The following is a 22588-nucleotide window of genomic DNA, read 5'->3' as shown; positions in this document are numbered from 1 at the left end:
ACATAGGTCTATAGAAATCAACTCTTTAAACTCCTGCAACTCATCAAGTCAAGAATTGGACAACGAATGATCAGTTAACAAGCCAAAAAGGCTTACGAATCCACTTATAAATTCGCAAGCCTTTACTTTCTCATGACATACCCCCTGCAGGAGCCTCCACCTTCAGGTCTAATCTTCTTTCTTTTCTTCCTTCGGGTTTACATTCTTTTCCTCACTGATAATCTCGGCATCAACAGTATTCATTTCCCTTTTAAAATTCTTAACACCCTTACTCAACGACTTTCCGACTTCGGGAAGCTTTCCTGGGCCAAAAATAAGGAGAGCAATAATCAGAACAATAACCGCTACCACTGGGGTAATCATTCCAAAGGTTATCATTATCCTTCACCTCTATTTCTTTAGTCTATCAAGAACGTTCAAGCAATTCTATCTTTCCCAAATTTCAAATAATCTTGTCTTCATTATATAGCAGTCACCCATTAAATGCTAGAATCTAATGAACACACTCAGACTGACAGAGATTATATTATCTGATCATAATAAAACTAAACATAATAAAAGGCTTAGCCGTGAGTTTATAGCTTCACGTCTAAGCCCTGTAGCTTTAATTCAACAGATTACCATTTACCCACTTTCATATGTCCAGCTAACTCGGCTTTACATCTTTGTTTCATAGTCCAAGCTTCATCGATAGCTTTCTCGAAGGTTATGACACAGTTAGGATCCAAGTCATCCTCGATTCCTTCTAGGCTAAGCTTAATAATCTTATCAGCTAACGCGATAACTTCCATGTGGATCACGTTAGTCTTGTCAGAACGGTAAACCTTCGCAGCTGCTTCGCTAGAAAGTTCTTCAAACTTCTCAGCGGGAGCACCGCATTTAGGACATTTCTCTGGTGCTGATTCACCTTCGCCGATAAAACCGCAGACTGTACACTTAAATAATTTTTTCATTAGTGACCCTCCTTCAAATTTATTCAATTATATTTTTGATAGGATGACCTAGTTTATATTATTTACTATTCTATATTACTTTTAAAAACCCTTCATTTTTAGTCAAAATACTTTGCCTCCATTTCCTCTCAATCTATACTCAAGGATTTCCATTACGCTATGACTTGTTCAATCAAGCGGGCGACATTTTGGAGGTCGATAAAACGACTCTCTCTGAGCACTTCCTTTCCCTCGTGCATAACCAGGAGAGTAGGCACAGTAAAGACCAAGGTTTGTCCGGCCACTTCCCTATGTTTCTGAATATCGATTTCTACCACAGGTATATTATATTCCTTAGCTAATTTCAACACCTTAGATATAAAGACATGGCATACGTTGCAACTAGAAGAGCTGAAGTAGAGAAGGTTAAGTTTCTCTAGCTTCAGTAATTGCTCCAGATGTTCTTGATTCTGAAGAATGTGATGGGGTTCATAGGTCACTCTTATCTCCTACCCTTCAATCTGAAAAAGAGATGCCTTAACGCAACGCCTCTACTTTTTCTTTTTCTTCTTACTTGTAATAATCTCTACTCGGAAGCCTTTGCGGCTTTGTCCCACGGTTGCAGCCATAAATCCAAAAAATACGGTTGCCCATACTATTAAGGTAACCGGAGCCCCTATGAGCACCCGAGCCCAAGTGTCCCAAAGCAAGGGGCGACTGAGAAGGTAAAGGCCGTAAAGGAGGGCTGACCAGAATCCCCCTTCATAGGTAAATGGAGGAAGTCCTTGGAGGATCACCACCAGCTCATCAGGACGGAACAAATAGAGAAGTCCTATGGACAATAAGAGAACAAACAAAGTGTTCACCAGATACATAAACAACGAACCACCGGGTGAAATCCGCTGCTGCGGACTATCCGGATTAAATCGGCAGTTATTGATGGAGTAAAACAGCCCGATGGAGCTGGAACCAAAGGAGAGGAAGATTGCCCCGATAGCCAAGGCTAGAATCATAGTGGTACTTAGATTGATAGCCACTGCTGTTCCGACCAATAAGGCTTCCATCAGAACTAACGTGGGCAGAACTGCCGCCAGCAATTTCCCCCAAACCACAGGCCACCCCCCCAAAGGGACGCTGTTCAAAAGCCAATCGGATTCCCCTTCTCGGCCAAAGGATTGGAGGGCCATGTTTCCGCTAAACATAATGGTATACATGATGAAGATTGTAATCAGAGAGCCCTCCGAGCCAGGAGTGGCTGCAAAGAGGTACTGTCCGATGAAGAAGGCCATAATAATCAAAGGGGTCAGATAACCAAACCACTCTCGAGTATCCCGTTTTAAGTAAAGCAAGTCTTTCTTGGCGACAGACCAAGCCCCGTTCCATAAGGAGGCCTTCCTCGTCGTTACTTCATCACGAGTCAAAAAGCTTTCAAGAGGGGAATGCTTTGATTCAGATGAGTCTGAGGCCGTGGTAATCGAGCTCATTTTTCGACGCTTAGTCCTTCGTCGTCCTCCCTCTCCTTGACTGAGGGAGATGAATCCTCTACGGAAACCCCGTTCCACAAAGTTAAAGGCTAGCATGTAGAGGAAGACTCCCACAAAGAAAATCAAAAAACTCCACCCTAAACCACTTAAAAATTCTCCGGAAATCCCTGCCACTAAAGCTTGGGCCCCCCAACCCCAAGGAAAGAAATTCATAACCTCCAAGAGCTCTTGATTGCCTGTAATCCAAACCGACATATCGACTTTTTCATCCTGATTCATGAGCATATTAGGAATCTGAAAAAATAGAGCAATGACAATTCCCGCTAGAGCACCAATGAAGCCAACGGCTTCCCTACTGCGATGGGGCGGGACAAGGCGCATGACCAGCATATTGAGAAGCTGAGCAATAGCTGTTCCCAATGCTAATAGTCCCAGAGTCACCAGTAGAACTAGGACATAAAAGGCAATCCCAGCCTGAAAAAAAAGACCATAAAACACTCCCGGTAAAAACACGAAGAAAGCAGCCGCAACAAAATTGCTACCGATGACGGTCAGAGACTTTACCGCAAAAACAGCTTTGAGGGAAACGGGTGCCATAAAAAGCAGTTCGAGATCCTCCGACATATAGAGTGCCGCAAAGGCTGCTGTAATCCCAAAGAAGATCTGGGTTACTAATCCTCCCATAAAGAGCAAGGAAAGAAAACCCTGAAGGGAATCATAAGACATTGAGTCCAAAGCCCCGTAAGCAAGGTAACCTAAAGAAGAAATAAAGATAACTATACCCAGACCAATCAACAGTCCCACAAGGAGGGTGGTCTTGGCACGGTGCCGAAATTTGTTCCAGGACACGCGAAGCTGGTTTTTTAAGAGGAGCATAAAATCTTGACCGAAGGATTGCTCAGCAGGCTGTGTTTCTAAGGGCGGGGGTAAAATAATTCTCACTGGCGATCCCCCTCCAAGCTTTTGAGTAGTTCGTCATTTTCTTGGCCACCTGTGAGTTCCAGGAAAATATCTTCGAGGCTCTCGCCACCGTGGCCGACCTTTTGGCGCAATTCCTCAGGGCTTCCTTGGGCAATAAGTTGTCCCGCTTTAAGAATACCTACCCGATGGCACATTCGTTCTGCGATTTCCAGGATATGTGTGGAGATAAAGATTGCTACTCCTTGCTTGGCGAGTTCTTGTAAGACATCCTTTAGAAGTCTTGCGCTCGCTGGATCAAGCCCCACCGTCGGTTCATCCATGAGTATTACCTTAGGTTGGTGAATAAGGGCCGAAGCCAGTACGACTTTCTGGCGCATACCATGTGAGTATCCTTCTAAGAGTTCGTCCGCTCGTTGATACAGGCCAAACATCTCCATGAGTTGTTCAGCTCTTTTCCGAGTAACGTCTTTTGGTATTCGATAAAGGGCGCCCATCAATTGTAGAAATTCCCACGCGGAGAGCTTGCCATAGAGTTTAGGTTGATCTGGGACATAGGCCATCATGGCTTTTGCTTGAGTTGACTGCTTGCTGAGATCATAACCACAGATAAAGGCTTCTCCCGCACTGGGCTCCATCAGACCGGTCAGCATTTTGATAGTCGTGGTTTTTCCTGCGCCGTTCGGGCCAAGAAAGCCAAATATTTCTCCTCCCTTAACCTCGAGATTAAGGCTGTTAACCACGGGGACATCCCCATAGCGCTTAGTTAATTGATGGGTCTTGATTAAAACCTGATCCATAGATTAGCTCCCTTCTGCGGATTCTCCTATAACATTAGTTTGAACTCAAAAAGATATTCTAATCACCAAAATAAGCTGTACTCATAAAAAGCAAAAGCAGGAATTCATACTCCTGCTTCTAGTTTAGAATTAAAATCCTCTTCTAAGGAAATTATAGACAACATAGGGTGTATTATCAAGAACTTCAAACTTGAGGAGTATAAAATGAACAGAAAAACCTCTTTCATCTTTCGCCTTTATATCCTACTATGCATCTCAATTATCCCCTTGTTCATTATCCATCTTATGAGTTCTAACTGGTTATCTACAGGGATGTGCCTACTCACCATCTTTTTCATGTCTATTCCTTTTCTTTTGGAGAGAAAATACAAGCTGGTCATTCCCCAGGGGTTTCTTACGGTCCTGATACTCTTTTTCTATGCTTCGATGTTTCTCGGTACTGCCAACCACTTCTATATCTGGTTTTGGTGGTGGGATAAAATGCTCCACGGGTCTTCTGGATTTATCTTTGCTCATATGGGTTTTTTATTAATGATATACCTCTGTCCTAACCTCAAGGAAGACACTCAACACAGCCGTATCCTTGCCGCTTTATTTGCTTTTTCATTCTCAGTAGCTGCCGGTGGAGTGTGGGAAATCTATGAATACACAATGGATAGTATCTTTGGCACCTTCTACCAAGGGGTAGAAATCGATGATACAATGCTAGATATTATCTTGGACGCTCTGGGTTCATTGGTTTTCGCCTTTGTTCTATACTTTGTTCCCTATTCTAAATTCAACCGCTTGCTTAATATTCTCTCAGTAATGAAAAAGTAAGCTGTAGCTTCTAGAGCAGCTATCATAAGGGTAAGGACGATGATGGTGTGCAGTTCAGTCTGCATAGAGTGAAAATTGGCTAAGTTAATCTCAATATGCTGATCTAAGTTGAAGCCAAGGATTTTTGTGATTGCCATGGTGATAATTTGGGTTAAGACATTGAGGCCGATAAAGGCTGCAAAGGACGCAAGGACGCGATATTGGTTGAACAAGTGTCCGATGGCAATAGAAGCATAAAGAATCAAAATCGCCGAGGCTAGAGTAAAGATGACTCCGAGGATACCCTCGAAGGAATACAGATATAGGGAAGAACCCAGAAAATCAGATATTTCTTGCCAGACCGGTCCTGCTTCTCCCATGAAACGTCCCCAGTCTCCCGCTTTATAGGCAATCATCAGTATGGAACACAGGGCAATAAGAAAGCTGAGCACAACCCAAAACATAGAAACTAACATCTTACATACGATGTGCTGCCAGGGCTTAACAGGTAAGGTAAACATAAGATAGCCTTCTTCGGAGAGAAGATTCTTATAGAAGCGTTGAATGGTCATAATCAAGGTCATAACAAACATACCGACCATAACCGATATATACATGATCGTACTTATAATTACTGGGGTTTCCCACTGTTGCCCCGCGCTGAAAGCGCCCGTAAAGCGTGCAATTAGGGCAAAGGCTAAGGCAGCTAGAAATAGGGGCAGGAACACACGCCCTGTGGCTTTAAGTTCGTATTTCATGAGTTTACTTAACATTTGAACACCTCCCGGAATAAGGCATCTACTGATTTACCCTTCTCACTACGAATTTCATCCACTGTTGAGGTCAAGGCAACTTTCCCTTGATTGATGAATACTACAAAGTCAAGGATATTTTCGATTTCTGAAATAAGGTGCGTGGAGATAAGAACGGTTGCCTTTTCGTTATAATTGCTTAAAATAGTTTTCAAAATATAGTCACGAGCTGCCGGGTCCACTCCCCCAATGGGCTCATCCAAAAGATAAAGATCCGCTTCACGGCTCATGACCAGGATCAATTGGACTTTCTCCTTGGTTCCCTTAGACATAGTTTTTAGTCGATCATTAGGATTTATATTGAGGCTGTTCAGCATATCATAAGCCTTTTCCGGTTTAAAATCCTTGTAAAAATCCTGAAACAACTCAATGATTTGATGAACCTTCATCCAATCGTTAAGATAGGTTTTTTCTGGGAGATAGGAGATAAGCTTCTTGGATTCGATCCCAGGTTTCTTACCCCCAATAAGGATCTCACCACTCGTAGGAGTTAATAGCTCATTGGCTAGCTTGATAAGGGTACTTTTGCCACTACCATTTGGCCCTAATAGGCCCACGATCTGACCCTGCTCTAATGTTAAATTGAAATCGTTCAGAGCGACCTTGGTGCCATACTTTTTTGTCAACCCCTTGCATTCTAGGATCGGACTCATCACTTCATCTCCTCCGCTAACTTATTTATGATGGTTAAAACCTCTTTCCGTTCAAATCCCATCATGTTCATTTTCTCAAGAAATTCAAGAATCTGCTCTCGGGCAACTTTAGTTTTTATCATCTCTACCATTCGTGCATCCTCCGTTACCGACCGACCGCTCGTGCGGTAGGTGATAATCAATCCATCTTCTTCTAATTTGGCTAAAGCTCTCTGCATGGTGTTGGGATTAACGGCCGCTTCTTGGGCCATATCCCGTACTGATGGGAGCTTCGATCCTAAGGGGTACACTCCAGAGAAAATGTTTAACTGAATCTGTTCAATGAGCTGGGTGTATATGGGTCTGTCATTTTTTAGTTCCCATGACATGATCTCACCTCTTATATCAATGTATTATTGTATTAAGTCCTTAATACAATAATACATCATTCGTTAGAGAAGTCAAGATGGAAATAAACTATTTTCTTAGCAAAAAAAGGCCATGACTGGAGACTAAATCTACTCTCCCTGTCATGGCTTGTCTTTAGATGGCTTATCTTCATTTAAGCTGATGCAAACGCAATTTTCCTATTATTTCTCTACGAGAATTTGTTCAATTTCTACCACATACATTGTGTGGTAATCCTTCAGAGGATAATTCTTTTCATCGATTCCCGCTTCAGTAAAGCACTCGGGTTTTAGTTCTTGAGCATAGAGCTTTTTACAAAAAAGGGTAATTTTCGCTTCTTCAAAATAGGGTGTCCCATCTTCAGCCTTCAAAACAGTTAAACCGGATTCTTTAATCTTATCTACATCTCTGCCTGATACTCGGCCTAGATAGCCCATTTGCTTTTTGTGTGCGGAGTCAAAGAATGATAGCGATAGGGTAGCCGAAGCATCGACAAACTCCTTCGTGTAGCGCGTGGGGCGAATAAAAACATAGGCGACATTCTTATTCCATAGTACACCTAAGCCCCCCCAGGAGGCTGTCATAGTGTTGACTTTGACCTCATTGCCTGCGGTGATTAGCATCCACTCTTTATCTAAGAGTTGGAAAGGACTATGTATAAATTGTTCCGGGGTAATTTCCTTGAATGTACGCATAACTGATTCTCCTTTAAATAAATTTAACGAACTGAGTTTCCCTTAAGAATCTCCATGCACTTCATCAGGAACTTCTCTATAGTCCGCTCTTCTTCCTGCTTTTTCTCTTGGGTCATTTCCCCTCTACCTAATCGGTCACAAAAACCTAACAGGGCGATTTCTTCAACGGATACTTCTGCAGCCATTTTCTTGACATTGGCGAAGGGCAATCCCTTGACCACAAAGAGGATTTGCATATGCCAGCGAACCATTTTAGCTACTTGCTGAATGAATACTTCGTCCTGGGTCAATTCTCTAAGGAATTGGATAGTCAACTTCTCGCCTTCTGAATCATGGTCATAGGAAGTGATTCGTCCTTTGCGCATGCGGGTCGTAGGAGCTTTGCCCAGGTCGTGGAGCAAGGCCGCCCACATGAATATCTGGGGATTTTTGCTGATGTGCTTTCTTTCAGCAGCATGGTCAAGAACCATGAGGGTATGATTCCAGACACTCCCTTCAGGATGGTGCTTCGGCGATTGGGGTGTATTCTTCAACGCTCCGAGCAGGGTAAAGGGGTATTCGGACTCAAATATTCCTGTCTTGCTTAATTCTATTATGTAGTCTGAGGGTTTATTATCATTTATAAGGTGATTGTCCATTTCTTGAAAAGTAAGGCTTGGCATGACATTATTTCTCCTCACAGAGTTTAATCTATTCATAACTGATTTATAGTGTACCCAAAGTAGGAAGGTTATGCCACAATCTGCAACGAAGTTATATTTTCTGCCCTCAGTGGTTCCGTAAAACAGCATGGCAGTCTGCTCGTAAAAAAGTGATCCTGCACTCTTATCAACCTGCAGGATCACTTTACCTAAAAACACTACCGACCTCATCTACTTTAAAAGGAATCATCCATAATCTCGGGATAGGTCAACGTCATTCCTGTGACCTTATTGTTTGGTTTGATCTCTCTCGGATATTGAGCTGGATCGGTATCAAAGTTAAAGGCCAGGGCAGCAGCACCTTCAACCTTGAAGATTCCGTACAGTGTTCCACCATGAATGCTTTCCGGTTCAATATAATTCGAGCGATAGGCTGCGAACAATTTATCTGCACTATCCCCCATCTTCACCCCTAGATTCGTGATCGCTTCTGGGGAGGATGCAGTGATCTCCAATACTTCACCTGACTTTTCCCCGATAAACACTTTATAGCCATCATAATCCCAACGATAGACTTGTTCAGGGAAGTGACCTGTTTCTCCGCTCGGTGCAGTCTCTTTATAATTTTTCCCTAAGGCTGCAATCACTTGTTCACGAGTATCTCCGAGATGCACTCCGGAGATACTCGGCCGAATAGTTTGGGTGCTCTTCTTCTTGGTTTCTTTTCCGAGGATATCCTCTTCAGTGTAATTGATGTTTCCCTCTTGATCCCATGACTCTACTTTGTAGTAGGTGTCTTGAGCCCTCCAGAAATATTCACTCTCTTCTTCACCGAGGGTATAAATCTCTAAGGAGCCCCAAATATCGCCATACCCATGGAACTCACTGCCGTAAGCGATAGCTTTGCTATCGGAACTCCAAACTGGTGTCTGCATACTTTTAGGCTTAAAAGCACCTTCATTTAAGGTTTCAGCATTTATGATGCTATTGATGGAGCCATCTCCTAGCTTCTCACTGATAATAAAGTAATTACTATCGGGTGACCAGGATAAGCTACGTGTCGTGGGTTGAACATCCCTGACAAATTGAGCTTTTTCTTCCCCTACCTGCCATAGATAGGCTTCGTCAAGACCTTTCTTCTCGGCATTGCCGGTTTGAATATATAGAACTTGTGTATTGTCCGGTGACCATGTGATTTTAAAGATATCTTTATTGGCCACTAAGGCTGAATCGATCTTATCTTTGGTTGCTTCCTGCAAATTGTTCGTTGATTCGGGTGGTTTCGGTTCATTATTCGAACCCGGCAGAGTAGAACAGCCTGTAACCATTAAAGCCATGCTAAGCAGTAGTGCTCCTAGTGTTATTGATAATTTCCTCATAATGCCCTCCCTAGAAATAACTAATTCAGTATAATCCTTGAACAAATGGCTCCTATTACGATTATCCTGATTTTCATATAGTTAGACGTATGTATCATGAGAAATCTGTTTCTGGAAGAAATCTCTAAATAGACTTTATTAGCCCAGTAAGTATCAGCCCGCGTTGATATTTACTCTGTTCTTCAGGTATCAGTAAATACCTTTCCCTAAGCACATCTCCCAATTTTAGCACATTCTCCATTTGACCACTTTTTAGTTCAAGCTCAAGCTCTGAGATAGGGTCCTTCTTTCCTTCTGCTTCAATCTCTCCAAAATCAAGGGCCAATTCAATGATACTGCCATCTTCACAAATGAGATCAAGGGAAGTGCGTTTAAAACGAGTCGTAAAAATCGGTAATAAATCGCTGTCTCCTATTCTACTTTTCAGTACTTGCCCAATGTCCAAATCCATGAAAGAATCCAAGGTTGCATTATTATCGCTCAATTTGCGATTCCATTCCTTGCGAATAGATAATCCCCCTTGAGAAGAACCAAAGCCCTTAATGGTTGCGGTGTACTCCCCTGCCGAATTTCGGATTCTATAGCATACTTGATTGTGAAGCAAACGATAATCGGATGTGTCATAGTAGGTCGTCACATTTTCTTTGACTAAGGTCATGGAATCTTGGCTTAACTTTAGAATTAGGGAGTCTTTCAAAATGCTCTCCATAAGTTGGGGGTCGTGAAGTTTAAGCTTTAACTCTATTTCTTGAAATTCCATGTTCATTTTGAATTCTCCTTTGCGCTTCATAGCGATTTCCAATAGCGGGGTATTCTATGGATAGTTTATCATCCCGACTGGAATAAATCACTTTCTTGTGATTATTTACGTTGTTTGAAGGAGTTATTTATGAGTATCTCGAAGTACTATCTTTATTAAAATATTAGTTACAGCCCTTGCCTAAGGCACCCGAGTCATAATTAAAGACCAGCTAATTAAAGTCAAGGTGTAATGTAAAAAAGATTAGTTTCAAGGTCCAAGAAAAAATGGGTACAGGAAACCAAGCCATTGAAAAATCCGAACAATGACCAAATCGATGTATGAGGGAACGAAACGCTCGGCGCTTGCCAGGCAAACTCTCTTTAATATGGGGTAATACTTTGGGGCTTAAGAGACTTTGCCGTCTTCAAGCTTCTGGTGTTGTTCCGTGTCAATGGGATGATGTCGAGCATATCCTCGGCCCGAGGGCCTCCGGTATCCCTCGCATCACCCTTGACACGGGCAAACTTACAATCATGTAACAAAGAGATGTTTAAGCCGCAGGTGCTTGTCCGAGCTTAGTATTTCTCCAGGATTGATGATCCTTAGGTTGCCTGATCTCAAAGGGTTTCTGGTCACGAAGAACTGCAAAGATGTAGTGGAGAAGTTTATGCATTACGGCTACGAGAGCTACCTTTTTCTTCTTGTTAACGCATTTTGCCGCGTAGAATTCTCGCAGAACCGGATTAATCTCATCACCTTTGCGCGTTGTACGAATGGAAGCCATAGCGATGGTAAACAGAATTCTTCTCCCTATCCGTGTGCCGCGCTTAGAGATTTTGTTTCTGTCACCTTGGAATTTTCCAGACTGATTGACAGATGGATCAATCCCAAAGAAGGCTGTAAAGGCCTTAGCAGACTTGAAAAGACTGAAGTCTCCAATCTCCGCAATGAGCGTAGCTGCTGTTAGAAAGCCAATACCGGGTATACCATCAAGAAGCTCAATATTCCGCTTGGCATCAGCAGGAAAGAGTTCAGAGTCTATCATCGCATGAATTTGCTTTACAATTCCGTCTAAACTGGCCTGCATGCTTTCGATCCCATCGATATGGACTTTGATCTTAGCATCCAGCAAAGAGAACTCATGAGGCATGGATGAGGCAAGCTGCGCGCAGTCCTTGAGTAAGTTCACCTTCTTTTCGGCCCAATCCGTACCCTTACGACTGATTTTCGAAATAAGCGAAGTTAGCGATTCTGTATCAGCCGCCTGAATGGCTCGCGGTGAAGGGAACTTTTTCAGAACGGTTAAAGCTGTTTTGCCAAAGATATTAGAGAACACATCAAGGAATCCTGGGAAAAGAAGATAGAGATCGGTGCATAGCCTATTCTTCATCTCAGTGAGGGTATCCGACAAAGCATAATATTCTCGGGTCATCATGCGTAGAGCCAGAATTTGAGGCTCAGGAACCAGAGAAAACTTAACATCTTGGTATTTAGCAAGCCTAGCAATCGCTTCAGCATCTTTTTGATCATTTTTCACTTTTCTTAAGTCAAAGTTTTTGATAGAATGAACACTCAAGGGGTTGAGCACAAAACCTTGGAGGTCATTCGACCTCAAGAAGAAGAAGAGTGGTAAATGAAAGATACCCGTAGATTCTACGAAGTAGATGGGCTTTCGTTCTAACCGCTCTTCTTCTTTTTTTAGGATATCGAGCAGTTTATGAAAGCCAGCAGGATTATGATCAATCCGAAAAGGTTTGCGGATTAGTTCCCCGGAGGGAGCGAGCATTGCAACGATTGAGAATTCAGAAGAAACATCGATTCCAACAACAAAATCATGAAGAAACTGGGACAAATTAACACAACCTTTCAACAGATGAATCAGAGCATCCACTAAAAAAGAATGTCAACAACCTTGCATTTGAAACGGGTAACACGAGAACGTGACCCAACCAGCTAAACATCGAACCATTCTTGTGGAGTGACACGCTTTTTCACGGATAAGCCTCAAAAGAGGGATCCAGGAGGAACGCACATCTATCTCTCTGACCAAAAATGATTATACCAGAGGTTTAGCGATATTGGTTACGTAGAGTGTCAGCTCATTCATCTGAACAATAAGGATTATGGTTTCAAAGAACGTTCGGGTAGGTTTTATAACCTTAACCCAATATCTATCTTACAAGGAGGAGTAAATATTTTGGACTTATTTAGCAACAATCTTTTTTCATATGTATTGATTTTCATCCCCGCTGTATTTGTAGGATACCTATTTAACACTTACTACTGCCTATTTAACAAGAAGGTTAAAAATATCGGTGCCGATGAAGCCTATGAGTTAATAAAAAATAATCGCGATAGTGTGGTCATCGATGTTCGCTATAAAGAAGAATATTTGAACGGTCATATTGGAAAAGCAAAAAATATTCCACTTGATGCATTGGAGTTCAGAATCAGTGAACTAGGAAAGTATAAAGAGCGGCCCTTGATCGTCTACTGTGCCACTGGTGCCAGAAGTGTTAGAGCCGTGAAAATTTTACTGAAGCGAAATTTCACTCAAATTTATCATCTTAGACGCGGTCTTAGGGGATGGAATTATCCCTTAAGATAAATTGCGCCGGGATGCTAGACATTATTGTAGTTTATTGAGTCAAGATAATTAGTAAAGGGCGCTGTATCATGAATTGGTTGTTCATGATACAGCGCCCTGATTTTTGTCAGGCCCTCTTTTACCTCATTAAGTACATTCCAAGGGACATGGCGGTCTCTTTTACCCACTGTTCCTGATTAATGAAAAGGATGAGAAGCACCACGACGAAATCATGTTTAGGGATAATTCGCGTGATATTAGTGGCATGTATAACAGGTTAGTTCCCCTGTGTGGTGGCAACTTAAGCAATTTGCTTTGTTATTATAATCCATATGCATTTTATGACATTCATAGCATTCTACATTATCCTCATGATTTTCATTAGGACGAACATGGGGATTGACATAGCCGCCTTCTTTTTTCTCTAACACTGTGCTATCTGCTGTACGGGTTGCTATCTCTTCATAAGATCCATGGCACTCAAAGCACATTTCCTTAGGCATTCTGACATTGATTACCCCTGGGACTTTAGAACCACCTTTGTGTGCTTCTTGAAGGGTTTCTAGTCCATGGCAGTCCACACATTTTTGACCTGCTTGGGCATGTTGCGAGATAGTTAGTGTGCTGTTACCCATAGATTCCACATTCTTAGAATGGCATACACTGCAATCCATGTCCGGTGACCACCAAGCCTCTGCCACTGAACTCGGTGGAGTGGTCTCCCCTGTTGCCGGTGGAGTTGACACTTTTGCTGTGCCTGAGCAACCGACAATAGCTCCCACCATCACGAGTGATAAGAATAAAAGGAATACTAGTCGCATTACATTCTGTCTCTTCAGGTTGATCACTCCTTGGATTAAACATTTTCTTGCGTCATATATACCGATTCATTATTTCCTCTTCAACTTTTCAATTTACACTCTAAAATACAGGATAATACTCCAATTCAACCCTTCTTTTGGTTTTCTCTATAATCTCAACAGTCGCCTGAGATGATAGAAAATTATCTTTGGTAACATACAACTCCTGCATTCCTCCTGCCACTTCGAGACTGGCAATACCGTATTCATCCGTTGTTGCTTTGTATAAACCCAACATGACGTATGCACCTTCTATAGGTGTATTGTTGTACTTGTCTATCACTTCAATCGTTACCGTATATTCCGGTGGCTTTACAGTACGGAACAAAAAGGTCTCTGCATTGATTTGGTGCTGTTGTTTTAGGTCTAGAGTATGACATTGGACAGCCCAACTGTGGATGATTTCGTCTTCTGGTGCGTCGATTTCTTGCTCTGTCCAGTAAGTTCCATTAGTCTGGGGTAATACTTCTTCTCCTAATTGACTAACAGTTACCTGCTGATGGTTGTCATCCTCGATAATTATAGGAAGACCAGCAAGAGAACAGCCAGCTGAACACTTGGCTCCGATATTAAGCTTAAATTTTTCTCCTTGGCTCACAGGATATGGCACACCCCAAACACTAAGCGAAATTACATGGGGCTTAATCACAAATGGAATCGGCAGCGAACTTTCCTCGAAAAAGAGCCCTTCCTTTTGCTGAGCGGGGAAAAGTACTGTCCAAAGGTATTCATCAGGTCTATCTGGAGCTTTGACCCATAATTCATGGGTCTCATTGCTTTCTCCGTCAAGTAGTGCCAGCTCAGCTTCTTTTACTACTTCATTTAGAGCATCCATAATTATTATCTTACAACCCAAAAGGTCGCTACCCCATAAACTTTTGACCCTGAATCGGAGCAATAAGTCTCTACCTGCATCGACTTCCATTGGAACAGGATTTAACAGCTCGATTGTGGTTTTATGCTCTGGTTCATGTATTAATTTCTCCATAGCAGTCTTCTCCTTGGTGATATTTATTGAGTTAGTAAGAGGGCCTAGACATTTCTTGGCCCTCTTTATCTTTATGACCAGGAAGTTAGAGCTGCAACGTTCTTACCTGCAACACGTCCGCATACGATACATTCGGTAAGGTTACCTCCCGCTTGATAGGTGAATTTATATACTGAGGATATTTCACCGGCGGTATAAAGTCTTGGTATCGGATTGGCGTTCCAGTCAAGAGCTTCTCTCTTGGCATTGGCATCAATTCCACCCTTGGTATTAGGTCCTCCTGGATAAAGCTTCATAGCATAGAAAGGAGGTTTCTCAACAGGACCCATTGTAGCAGGAGTTCTGCCAAAATCTTTATCTTCGCCAGTAGCACATAATTCGTTAAACCTCTTTACGTTATCTACTAGAGTTTTAGTATCAATAAGCTCACGATTCTCAGGATCAGCCTTGATCTTCTCTGCTAATTCTTCAATAGTATCTGCCTTGAGAATCCACCCTCTTTGAATGGCATCCATATTATCTTTGGTCCATGGCAAGTATCCATATCCCACTGTGGAGATCTTCATATTAACAACAGAACTTGAGGTTCTTCGAGTTTCATCAAAAATAATCCAACTTGGAATGCGAGGATAATTCATGGTTAGAAGATCGTAGTGTACAGCTTCCTTGTAGAATTGATAACGGTAAGGCCGCTTGGAATCTGTGATAATGTGTTCATCGGTATATCTCTTGCCGTAGTTATCGACAATAACGCTATTTTTAGAAGAGGTTACACTGGTGTTAGATCCCATCTTTAGACCACTTTTCTCAAAGTGCTCACCATGGGGGAAAGCGGACTCAATACGGGAGGCTGCTTTTGCAACTTTGACTAGCCCAGCACCAACAAGGATTGCCATCTCGATACCATCACCCGTATTAGATGTCGTACCATAGAATCCCCAACCCGTTACTCCAGGCCCTTCCAGGAAAGCTTTGCGCATGGGCATATTATATTCATACCCACCGCTTGTAAGCACAACACCCTTTTTGGCTTTAATTTTAATTTCTTTACCCTCTTGTATAGCGATAACACCCTGGATTTCTCCGTTCTCACCTTGAATCAGCTTTTTGGCAGGAGTGCTGAACAAAAGTTTAATTTCTGGACGTTTTGTTTTGATCCCTTCTTCCACAAGTGCCCAATAAAAAGCTTCCCCAGAAGACTTTTGCTCTTTGGGTTGTTCATAGGACGGAACTTCACTGTTTGCATTTTGAAAATCTTTATATCGAGTACTAATGGTCTTACCATATTTAGCTTCCTTAAATTTAGGGAACATTGGGAAAGACGCCTCTCCGCCAGGGGCCATACCAGCTGGATCTAAATCAGGAGCTTGAGTCATTAAGAATTTCTCAACTTCCATGATTCCATCAGCAAACATTTCTGCCATATCGGCGGATACGTGTTCTTGCTCGCCTTCGTTTTTCCAAGGAATATTCTCGCCGCTCATCATCGCTTTGATATATTCTACTCGAGCTGCTCGATCACCGGTGGGATCAGGATTGTGCCATACGCCGCCACTCATTCTTGTATTGGGGTAATGCGTCTTCTCATCTTGTTTTTCAACAACAAGTACTTTAGCTCCGGCGTCATGAGCTTCAATGGCAGCTGAAGCACCCGCGCCACCTAAACCAATGATAACGACATCTGCTTCATGGTCCCACACCTCAGCCGAAGCTGGTGCAGGAGTTTCCTTTGCTGCGCCAGTTGAACAACCAGCCATGAGACCCGTACCAAGTACTGCACCTCCAGCTAAGATACCGGTATTCCTCAAAAAGTCTCTCCGAGATAGTTGCTTTCTTTCAGAGTCTGTCTTTTTTTCTGACATTGTTTACCTCTCCTTTTTCCTTAAATTTTTTTCTTTCATACCCTGAACTTAACCCTTCTAAGCTTTCACCTCCACTCTTACTCTTGCATACGGGTTGTGAAAACAGTCACGTATTCTTAAACAATTGGACACAAAAGTTATTTAATGTATGTATACTCCAAATAATGCAATCCATGTTATAATTGTAACAAACATATAAATCTTATTACAGTTACAGATTGAGTTAAGTGTAAACTTGCAAGCTAGTTATTTTACATTTAATTCATATCATCGGCTTAAATTGTTTCTAAGTGACAATATAGGTATATATTCATGTAATTACGTAATATTTATTATTTGCCATTCGTGAGGATAATCTTCGCAGCTCTTGTGCATAATCGAGAGTTTAGTTCAACTTAATGTAAGAGGTTCTGTAAACAGGAATTCTATATTAAGGAGTCAGCAAAATGAAAGAATATCATGAAGTGCAATGGCGTATATTTCACACCCTAGGTTACCTATTAGAAAAAAGTAATCTTGAACATATTAGTATCAAACAACTTTGCGAAGCGAGCCACGTTTCGCGTCAGACTTTCTATCGATATTTTTCGGATAAATATGCGGTTGTCACTTGGCATTTTGATTTTTTGGCTAAGGATACTCTCCATGAAGTCGGGCGCACACTTACCTGGTTAGAAGCACATATCAAATTATTTACTGAACTTTATAAAGAAAGAGCGATCTATGCTCATGTTTCCGATTCTGAGGATTACAACGCTGTTCGGAGATATGCATATCGTCATTCAATAGACATCTATACCAAAACACTGATTGACTATAAAAAGATTCAACCCACTACCACCTTACTCTTTCAGATTGATGCTGCAGCATTAATTGCCTCTGAACTTACTTTCCGATGGGGGCAAAGAGGTATGGAAGAGTCCCCAAAGGAGCTTGCAATATTAGTTGATAGTGTGCTTCCTGAGGAATTGAAGGATGTTTTCGAACGAGGTATTTGCTTTCATAAGCAAGCCGACCCATTATCCCTTTGAAGGCTAAATAGAAAAAATCATCGGAGAGTCAATGATTCTCCGATGATTTTTTCTATCACACAAAAATAACTTTCCTATACAGCAGAAAATTCCACACAGTTGCTGCCCCCATCATGTAAAATTTAGCCCAAAAATCCATTACTCCCCAGCCTACAAGGAGTGTAATCATCCAGGTCGTAAAGACCATGTTGAACAGAATGAGCGAAAGATATAAGCATAAACTGCGACTAACCCTTGCACTACTGCTAAAGGACCAATTGCGATTCATTAAAAAGTTAACTCCTGTGGCAATTCCAATGGCAATAACATTAGCTGAGACCACATCAAATCCCATTTCCCTCCGCAATCCGAGGAAGATAAGAAGTTCCAGAAGTGCCGTGGATCCACCCACAATAAGGTATTTGAAAAAGATACAATCCCCTCCCCTTGGGACGATTGAATAATCATTACTGGATTCTTCGACGGATACTTTTGACCTCGCTTTTTCTCTGTTCAGTGATGATATAGCGAGGTCTTCCTTTGACTTCGTCATAAATTTTCGAGATGTAGATGCCAATAATCCCTAGACTAATCATGATACAGCTACCGATCCCCAGGGTTAAGATGATGACTGTCGTAAAACCTGTAAAGGCTTGACCGCTAAACTTCATATAAAGAGTCTGACCAACTAAGACCACATCAAAAAGCAGAAGTCCAATCCCTAGGCCTGTAATGATATGTAGGGGCATGGTGCTAAAGGATGTAATAGAATCGATAGCCAACTTGACTAAGCTCTGTACAGACCACTTGGATATCCCTTCCCTTCGCTCTTGCACCTCGAAAGGAATCTGAATGCGTTTGTACCCTAGCCAAGCCGACATTCCTCGGAAAAAGGTGTCTGCTTCTTTTAGACTCTTCCATGCTTCTACGACTTTACGGTCCAAGAGTTTAAAATCCGATGCATTGGTTAGATTAATCCCAGTGGCTTTATTGAACAATCGATAATAAGTCATTGCTGCGATTTTCCCTCCAAGGGTTTCATTACCCCTGGTGGCTTTGACCCCCTCGACCACTTCATATCCTTCTTCACGCCAGAGACGAACCATCTCGGGAATGAGTTCAGGTGGATGCTGAAGATCCGCATCAAGGATTAAGCATGCATCACCATCTGCGGCTTCCAGTCCTGCACACAAAGCCGCCTCCTTACCTAAATTTCTGCTTAATTTGAGAAGGAATACATTATTAAAGTCTCCAGTCAGTCGCTGCATCTCTGACCATGATTCATCCGTTGATCCATCGTCTATCAGGATAATCTGGTTCTTAAGCTTTTCACTCAATAGAATAGTTCTTATTTTCTGTACACTAGCGTATATTTGATTTTCTTCGTTATATACAGGCAAAATGATTGAAATCAAAGGACTTCCCCCAACTATAGAATCTAGAGCTTAGATTATCAAACCCTTTAATGACTCGATCTTTCTAAATTATTGACGCAATCCCCCTACTTTTAAACAAAACTTGGCAGGTGACGGAGGAAGCTGCCTTAGTTGCGTTATACTATCTGCCGATAAATTTGGTTCCTAGATAGTGCAAACAAAACCAATGGAGTGATCTCTTGCTTAAAAATACCTTTGCTAAGATGCGGCATACCTCCAAATTAACTATGAGAGAAGGATTAATCCTAGTCCTCTTTCTCTTGGCTATGCTCTGGATTCATCGTTACATTTTCCTTTATGCGGATGATTTATACTACAATCGTGATGCCCAATATGGGCTAAGCTACCTGCCGGAAGCCATACTCGATGAACTGAACATGAATGGACGAGCTTGGATTGGTGGAGCTATGATCCTAATACTTAAACCACAAATCGAGCTTTTCCGCCTTCTCAATCCCCTTATACTAATGCTAGTCGTCTATATTCTAGCCAAGATGGCGACACTCTCAGAATACTCATGGGATGTTAAAAAGGGCAATCCTTCTCTCTGGATTGCCCTACTTTGCAGTTCTTTATTCTTCTTATTTTTGCCTCTAAGAATTGCCCATACTACAATTTACTATGCTGCCTGTGCCTTTAATTATCTTTATCCCATGGCCCTTGCTCTTCTTTATGCTTACCTACTCTATACCCGCATCAGTTCCTATAGTAAACGCAAAAAGGGATGGCTCGCACTCCTAGGCTTTTTTGTCGGCTCTTCTACTCAGCAGGTAGGGATGATAGGGATCGGCTATACTGTTATGATCTCCATCTATCTATCCTTGTTTCGCAAAAAAACATCTTTGAGATTGTTTCTCCCCTTTTATGGAACTATCTTCTTGGGCTATGGAATCGTTACCTATGGTTCCTTGAGGCGTCTCTTTTGGGAAAGGACCGCTGGTAATGATGTTGTTCTTTTAGAAGTAATTACTGAACTTCTCAAGACAAATCTATATTCTTCACCTGCAGCACCCTTTGTTTTATTTATCGGCTTAAGTTGTATCTTTTGGCTAGTAACTTTTTCAACTCAAACGACCTATAGAAAACCTATTCACAATTTCAAACTTGTCTTTCATGGCTTTCTGAGCATTGGTTTAAGCCTAGCCTTAATGGGGTATATCTACTTTCTTCTTTATAAAGAGGTTCCTATAGAGCTAACCCAAGAAAATCTGTTCTCTTTTTACGGGCTAAGTATCCTTGGTTTTGCTTTCCTTTATCTTTTCTCCTTAGTCTACACATCGGCTATCCTGCTTGTAAAAAAGAACTATCCCTTTCTGCTGTTCAATAGCATCAACGCTATCGGTGCTCAGATTATGTTGGTTGTGGTGGACTCACGCTTTGCGGCAGCTTATAAGATCATGTTTCCTTCGCTGCTTTTATTAAGCATTTTTATCATCTATTCAGTTTTTGCTTTCCGGAAAAACACCCTATACTTGTCCTTAGCTTTCTTCATGGTTATCCTAAGCCTACAAGAAAGGTCTCTTGCCTTGGCAGCGGGTGTAATCCTTTTACTGACCCTTGGGCATTATCTCTTTACCTGGTCCCAAATCGGAGAATCTGAAAGAAAAGGCAAGTTCCTGCGGTACAGCTTAGTCGCACTTTTTTGCCTTATCCCTCTTATGGTCTTCGCAGTTACGTTGCATGGCTATTACCTGGCATCTATTCCCCAAAACTATAATCTACGAGCTATTAAGCAATACCATAATCTAGGAAAAGAAGGAGATCTGCTCCTGAAGAAAGTGCCTCCAAGCTACTATGGCTACAATCTAGGGAATTGGAATAGCATGCCCTACTTTATGAAACAGTGCTATGGAATCAAGGAAAATACACCGATAAAATACATTAATTAAAGCTCAATACTTGAAAAAAACGTTATATTCTTACAAAGAAATATATGATCATTAGAATTTCCACTCCGAGCTTGATGATAGTCCCCCCAAGGAGTCCTACCAAGGTGCCAAAGCCCACGCGGATGGCCTGACTGAGATCCGCCTTCCGTAGCAATTCTGCGACCACCGCTCCTATGAAAGGGCCTACGACGATTCCTAGGGGTACAAAGAATAGACCCACAATCAAGCCGATTGCTGCACCCCAGCCAGCCTGCTTGCTTCCGCCAAAGCGACGTGTTCCCTCTACAGTAGCCCAGTAATCGACTAGAAGGATAAAAGCGAAAACAAGGCCTTGAATGAGATAGAAGGTAAAGTCCAAGGTTGTAAAGCCTGTCATTAGACCATAAATTAGCATCCCAACATATATGAGAATGGCCCCCGGTAAAATAGGGAGTACCGTGCCCAGCAGGCCCACGATAAAGAGGATAATAGCGATAATTAATGCCCCAGTAGCCAAGCTTATCCCTCCAAACTATGTCTGTCGTCAATCCTTGCTTCGCAGACCCTTTGATTTTATTCTTCTAGGTCCTCATCTCTTAATGCTCTTAGTCTCCGAACTCAATTCCCATACTGCGTGCAGCAAGTAAAACGGGATCATCAGATTTTATCTTTTTCAATTGATGAACAGCCTCTTTTATAGGCACTCTGACTATATCTTGCCCCTGCAAAGCGACCATCATGCCGTAATCCTTATCTAACACAGCTTCTACTGCGGCAACTCCATACCGAGTAGAGAGCACCCGATCCACGGCGATAGGTGAACCTCCCCGTTGCAAATGCCCCAGCACTGTGACCCGGCTCTCTATAGCTGTTAACTTCTCCAAATCTGCTGCCAGCTTGGCCCCGATTCCACCTAACTTAATAGGATCTGTTCTCCCTGGCACTGTTCTCTCCACAACCATTTCCCCACCTAAAGGTTTAGCTCCTTCAGCCACCACAATGATGCTGAAGTGCTTTCCTTGATCTGCTCTTCTTTTGACTGCTTTCGCAATACTTTCGAGTTGATAAGGAACCTCAGGAATCAAAATTACATCGGCTCCACCTGCAACCCCTGCATAAAGGGCAATCCATCCGGCATAACGCCCCATAACTTCCAAAATCATAATGCGGTGATGAGACTCGGCTGTGGTGTGAAGTCTATCCAAGGCATCTTGAGCCGTAGCCACAGCGGTCTGGAAACCAAAGGTTAGATCCGTGGCCATGAGATCATTGTCTATAGTTTTGGGGACACCTACAACGTTAAGCCCCTTTTTGGCGAACTCCTGGGCAATACTTAAGCTTCCATCTCCACCGATGGTGATGAGTGCGTCAATTCCTTCTGCTTTAAACCTGTCCATAACTTCATCGGAGCGGTCTTGAATCTGCCGCGTTCCCTCAACTTGAACCGAATACGCAAAAGGATTATCTCTATTGGTCGTTCCCAGAATGGTTCCTCCTCGAGGAAGAATGCCCGAGACATCCTTAAACCCCAAGGTGCGAAAATCTCCCTCCACCGCTCCACGGAAGCCATCCTGAATTCCAACAACTTCAATTCCACGGTAGCAGGCTGTTTTTACAGCAGCACGAATCACCGCATTCAGTCCGGGGCAATCCCCGCCTCCTGTCAAAATAGCCAGCTTTTTTATAGCACTGCTCTTTCTCTTTTTCTGTTGTTCCCCACTCAGGTTCTCCATGGT

25 protein-coding genes are annotated in these 22588 nt (G+C 42.4%); 5 read left to right on the top strand and 20 right to left on the bottom strand.

What is annotated here, in order from left to right; translation table 11 throughout:
• Positions 1-168: 168 nt before the first annotated feature.
• From tatA to DESDI_RS08015, 5 genes are all read right to left on the bottom strand, one after another.
• Positions 169-378: a twin-arginine translocase TatA/TatE family subunit gene (gene tatA, locus DESDI_RS08035; protein ID WP_015262139.1), complete on the bottom strand. Its 210-nt coding sequence runs from the start codon at positions 376-378 to the stop codon at positions 169-171.
• A 239-nt stretch (positions 379-617) separates the two neighbouring features.
• Entirely contained in the window at positions 618-953 is a 336-nt protein-coding gene (locus DESDI_RS08030) for a rubredoxin-like domain-containing protein (RefSeq protein ID WP_015262138.1), read from the bottom strand.
• A gap of 152 nt (positions 954-1105) precedes the next feature.
• Positions 1106-1432: a thioredoxin family protein gene (locus DESDI_RS08025; RefSeq protein WP_015262137.1), complete on the bottom strand. Its 327-nt coding sequence runs from the start codon at positions 1430-1432 to the stop codon at positions 1106-1108.
• 51 nt (positions 1433-1483) lie between these two features.
• A complete protein-coding gene (locus tag DESDI_RS08020; protein WP_015262136.1) occupies positions 1484-3358 on the bottom strand; it encodes a putative ABC transporter permease subunit in 1875 nt (624 codons plus the stop codon).
• Positions 3355-4134 (bottom strand): ABC transporter ATP-binding protein, encoded by a 780-nt coding sequence (locus DESDI_RS08015; RefSeq protein WP_015262135.1) that lies wholly within the window; start codon positions 4132-4134, stop codon positions 3355-3357. The genes DESDI_RS08020 and DESDI_RS08015 overlap by 4 nt, the downstream gene beginning before the upstream one ends.
• Before the next feature lie 204 nt (positions 4135-4338).
• Between DESDI_RS08015 and DESDI_RS08010 the strand changes: the two genes are divergently transcribed.
• Positions 4339-4953, top strand: coding sequence for a DUF2238 domain-containing protein (locus tag DESDI_RS08010; protein ID WP_015262134.1), 615 nt, complete (start codon positions 4339-4341; stop codon positions 4951-4953).
• On the opposite strand, the gene DESDI_RS08005 is transcribed toward DESDI_RS08010, so the two are convergent.
• The 7 genes from DESDI_RS08005 to DESDI_RS07975 form a co-directional block, all read right to left on the bottom strand.
• Entirely contained in the window at positions 4902-5705 is an 804-nt protein-coding gene (locus DESDI_RS08005) for a hypothetical protein (RefSeq protein WP_015262133.1), read from the bottom strand. The two genes, DESDI_RS08010 and DESDI_RS08005, sit on opposite strands and share 52 nt — an antisense overlap.
• Positions 5699-6397 (bottom strand): ABC transporter ATP-binding protein, encoded by a 699-nt coding sequence (locus DESDI_RS08000; protein WP_015262132.1) that lies wholly within the window; start codon positions 6395-6397, stop codon positions 5699-5701. Before DESDI_RS08000 ends, DESDI_RS08005 begins: the two co-directional genes overlap by 7 nt.
• Positions 6397-6765, bottom strand: a complete 369-nt coding sequence (locus DESDI_RS07995; protein WP_015262131.1) for a GntR family transcriptional regulator — start codon at positions 6763-6765, stop codon at positions 6397-6399. The genes DESDI_RS08000 and DESDI_RS07995 overlap by 1 nt, the downstream gene beginning before the upstream one ends.
• Before the next feature lie 201 nt (positions 6766-6966).
• Positions 6967-7479 carry a flavin reductase family protein gene (locus DESDI_RS07990; protein WP_015262130.1) on the bottom strand — a complete coding sequence of 171 codons (513 nt, stop codon included), beginning with the start codon at positions 7477-7479 and terminating at the stop codon, positions 6967-6969.
• Between the two features lie 23 nt (positions 7480-7502).
• Complete coding sequence (locus DESDI_RS07985; RefSeq protein WP_041219850.1) at positions 7503-8141, bottom strand: HDIG domain-containing metalloprotein; 639 nt, start codon at positions 8139-8141, stop codon at positions 7503-7505.
• Between the two features lie 215 nt (positions 8142-8356).
• A complete protein-coding gene (locus DESDI_RS07980) occupies positions 8357-9499 on the bottom strand; it encodes a TolB family protein (RefSeq protein WP_015262128.1) in 1143 nt (380 codons plus the stop codon).
• A gap of 124 nt (positions 9500-9623) precedes the next feature.
• Positions 9624-10265, bottom strand: a complete 642-nt coding sequence (locus DESDI_RS07975; protein WP_015262127.1) for a CYTH domain-containing protein — start codon at positions 10263-10265, stop codon at positions 9624-9626.
• A 314-nt stretch (positions 10266-10579) separates the two neighbouring features.
• Between DESDI_RS07975 and DESDI_RS17885 the strand changes: the two genes are divergently transcribed.
• Positions 10580-10780 carry a hypothetical protein gene (locus tag DESDI_RS17885; protein ID WP_156801128.1) on the top strand — a complete coding sequence of 67 codons (201 nt, stop codon included), beginning with the start codon at positions 10580-10582 and terminating at the stop codon, positions 10778-10780.
• An 11-nt stretch (positions 10781-10791) separates the two neighbouring features.
• Here the strand turns inward: DESDI_RS17885 and DESDI_RS07970 are convergent, their stop codons facing one another.
• Positions 10792-12093, bottom strand: a complete 1302-nt coding sequence (locus DESDI_RS07970) for an IS110 family RNA-guided transposase (RefSeq protein WP_015262126.1) — start codon at positions 12091-12093, stop codon at positions 10792-10794.
• Between the two features lie 345 nt (positions 12094-12438).
• Here DESDI_RS07970 and DESDI_RS07965 point away from each other — a divergent pair, with 345 nt between their 5' ends.
• Positions 12439-12849 (top strand): rhodanese-like domain-containing protein, encoded by a 411-nt coding sequence (locus DESDI_RS07965; RefSeq protein ID WP_015262125.1) that lies wholly within the window; start codon positions 12439-12441, stop codon positions 12847-12849.
• A 236-nt stretch (positions 12850-13085) separates the two neighbouring features.
• On the opposite strand, the gene DESDI_RS07960 is transcribed toward DESDI_RS07965, so the two are convergent.
• The 3 genes from DESDI_RS07960 to DESDI_RS07950 all read right to left on the bottom strand — a co-directional run bounded on the left by DESDI_RS07960 (position 13086) and on the right by DESDI_RS07950 (position 16538).
• Complete coding sequence (locus tag DESDI_RS07960) at positions 13086-13649, bottom strand: cytochrome c3 family protein (RefSeq protein ID WP_015262124.1); 564 nt, start codon at positions 13647-13649, stop codon at positions 13086-13088.
• A gap of 100 nt (positions 13650-13749) precedes the next feature.
• Positions 13750-14676 carry a hypothetical protein gene (locus DESDI_RS07955; RefSeq protein ID WP_015262123.1) on the bottom strand — a complete coding sequence of 309 codons (927 nt, stop codon included), beginning with the start codon at positions 14674-14676 and terminating at the stop codon, positions 13750-13752.
• Positions 14677-14747: 71 nt separating this feature from the next.
• Positions 14748-16538, bottom strand: a complete 1791-nt coding sequence (locus DESDI_RS07950; RefSeq protein ID WP_015262122.1) for an FAD-dependent oxidoreductase — start codon at positions 16536-16538, stop codon at positions 14748-14750.
• 446 nt (positions 16539-16984) lie between these two features.
• On the opposite strand from DESDI_RS07950, the gene DESDI_RS07945 reads away from it, so the two are divergent.
• Positions 16985-17569, top strand: a complete 585-nt coding sequence (locus DESDI_RS07945; protein WP_015262121.1) for a TetR/AcrR family transcriptional regulator C-terminal domain-containing protein — start codon at positions 16985-16987, stop codon at positions 17567-17569.
• 55 nt (positions 17570-17624) lie between these two features.
• On the opposite strand, the gene DESDI_RS07940 is transcribed toward DESDI_RS07945, so the two are convergent.
• Together DESDI_RS07940 and DESDI_RS07935 are read right to left on the bottom strand one after the other, a co-directional pair.
• Positions 17625-17960, bottom strand: a complete 336-nt coding sequence (locus DESDI_RS07940; RefSeq protein ID WP_242825453.1) for a GtrA family protein — start codon at positions 17958-17960, stop codon at positions 17625-17627.
• Between the two features lie 55 nt (positions 17961-18015).
• The gene (locus tag DESDI_RS07935) at positions 18016-18963 is read right to left on the bottom strand and encodes a glycosyltransferase family 2 protein (protein WP_015262119.1); all 948 of its coding nucleotides are present in this window, start codon (positions 18961-18963) and stop codon (positions 18016-18018) included.
• A gap of 248 nt (positions 18964-19211) precedes the next feature.
• Here DESDI_RS07935 and DESDI_RS07930 point away from each other — a divergent pair, with 248 nt between their 5' ends.
• Positions 19212-20873 carry a hypothetical protein gene (locus tag DESDI_RS07930; RefSeq protein ID WP_242825452.1) on the top strand — a complete coding sequence of 554 codons (1662 nt, stop codon included), beginning with the start codon at positions 19212-19214 and terminating at the stop codon, positions 20871-20873.
• Between the two features lie 22 nt (positions 20874-20895).
• Here the strand turns inward: DESDI_RS07930 and DESDI_RS07925 are convergent, their stop codons facing one another.
• Together DESDI_RS07925 and DESDI_RS07920 are read right to left on the bottom strand one after the other, a co-directional pair.
• Positions 20896-21369 (bottom strand): DUF456 domain-containing protein, encoded by a 474-nt coding sequence (locus DESDI_RS07925; protein ID WP_015262117.1) that lies wholly within the window; start codon positions 21367-21369, stop codon positions 20896-20898.
• An 88-nt stretch (positions 21370-21457) separates the two neighbouring features.
• On the bottom strand, positions 21458-22585 hold the full coding sequence (locus DESDI_RS07920; protein ID WP_015262116.1) for a 6-phosphofructokinase: 1128 nt from the start codon (positions 22583-22585) through the stop codon (positions 21458-21460).
• Between the last annotated feature and the right edge of the window lie 3 nt (positions 22586-22588).

Origin of the sequence: Desulfitobacterium dichloroeliminans LMG P-21439 (assembly GCF_000243135.2) — a bacterium.
Lineage (GTDB): Bacteria > Bacillota > Desulfitobacteriia > Desulfitobacteriales > Desulfitobacteriaceae > Desulfitobacterium > Desulfitobacterium dichloroeliminans.
The sequence above is the reverse complement of the archived record's forward strand: the minus strand, read 5'-3'. Positions and strand labels throughout refer to the sequence as shown.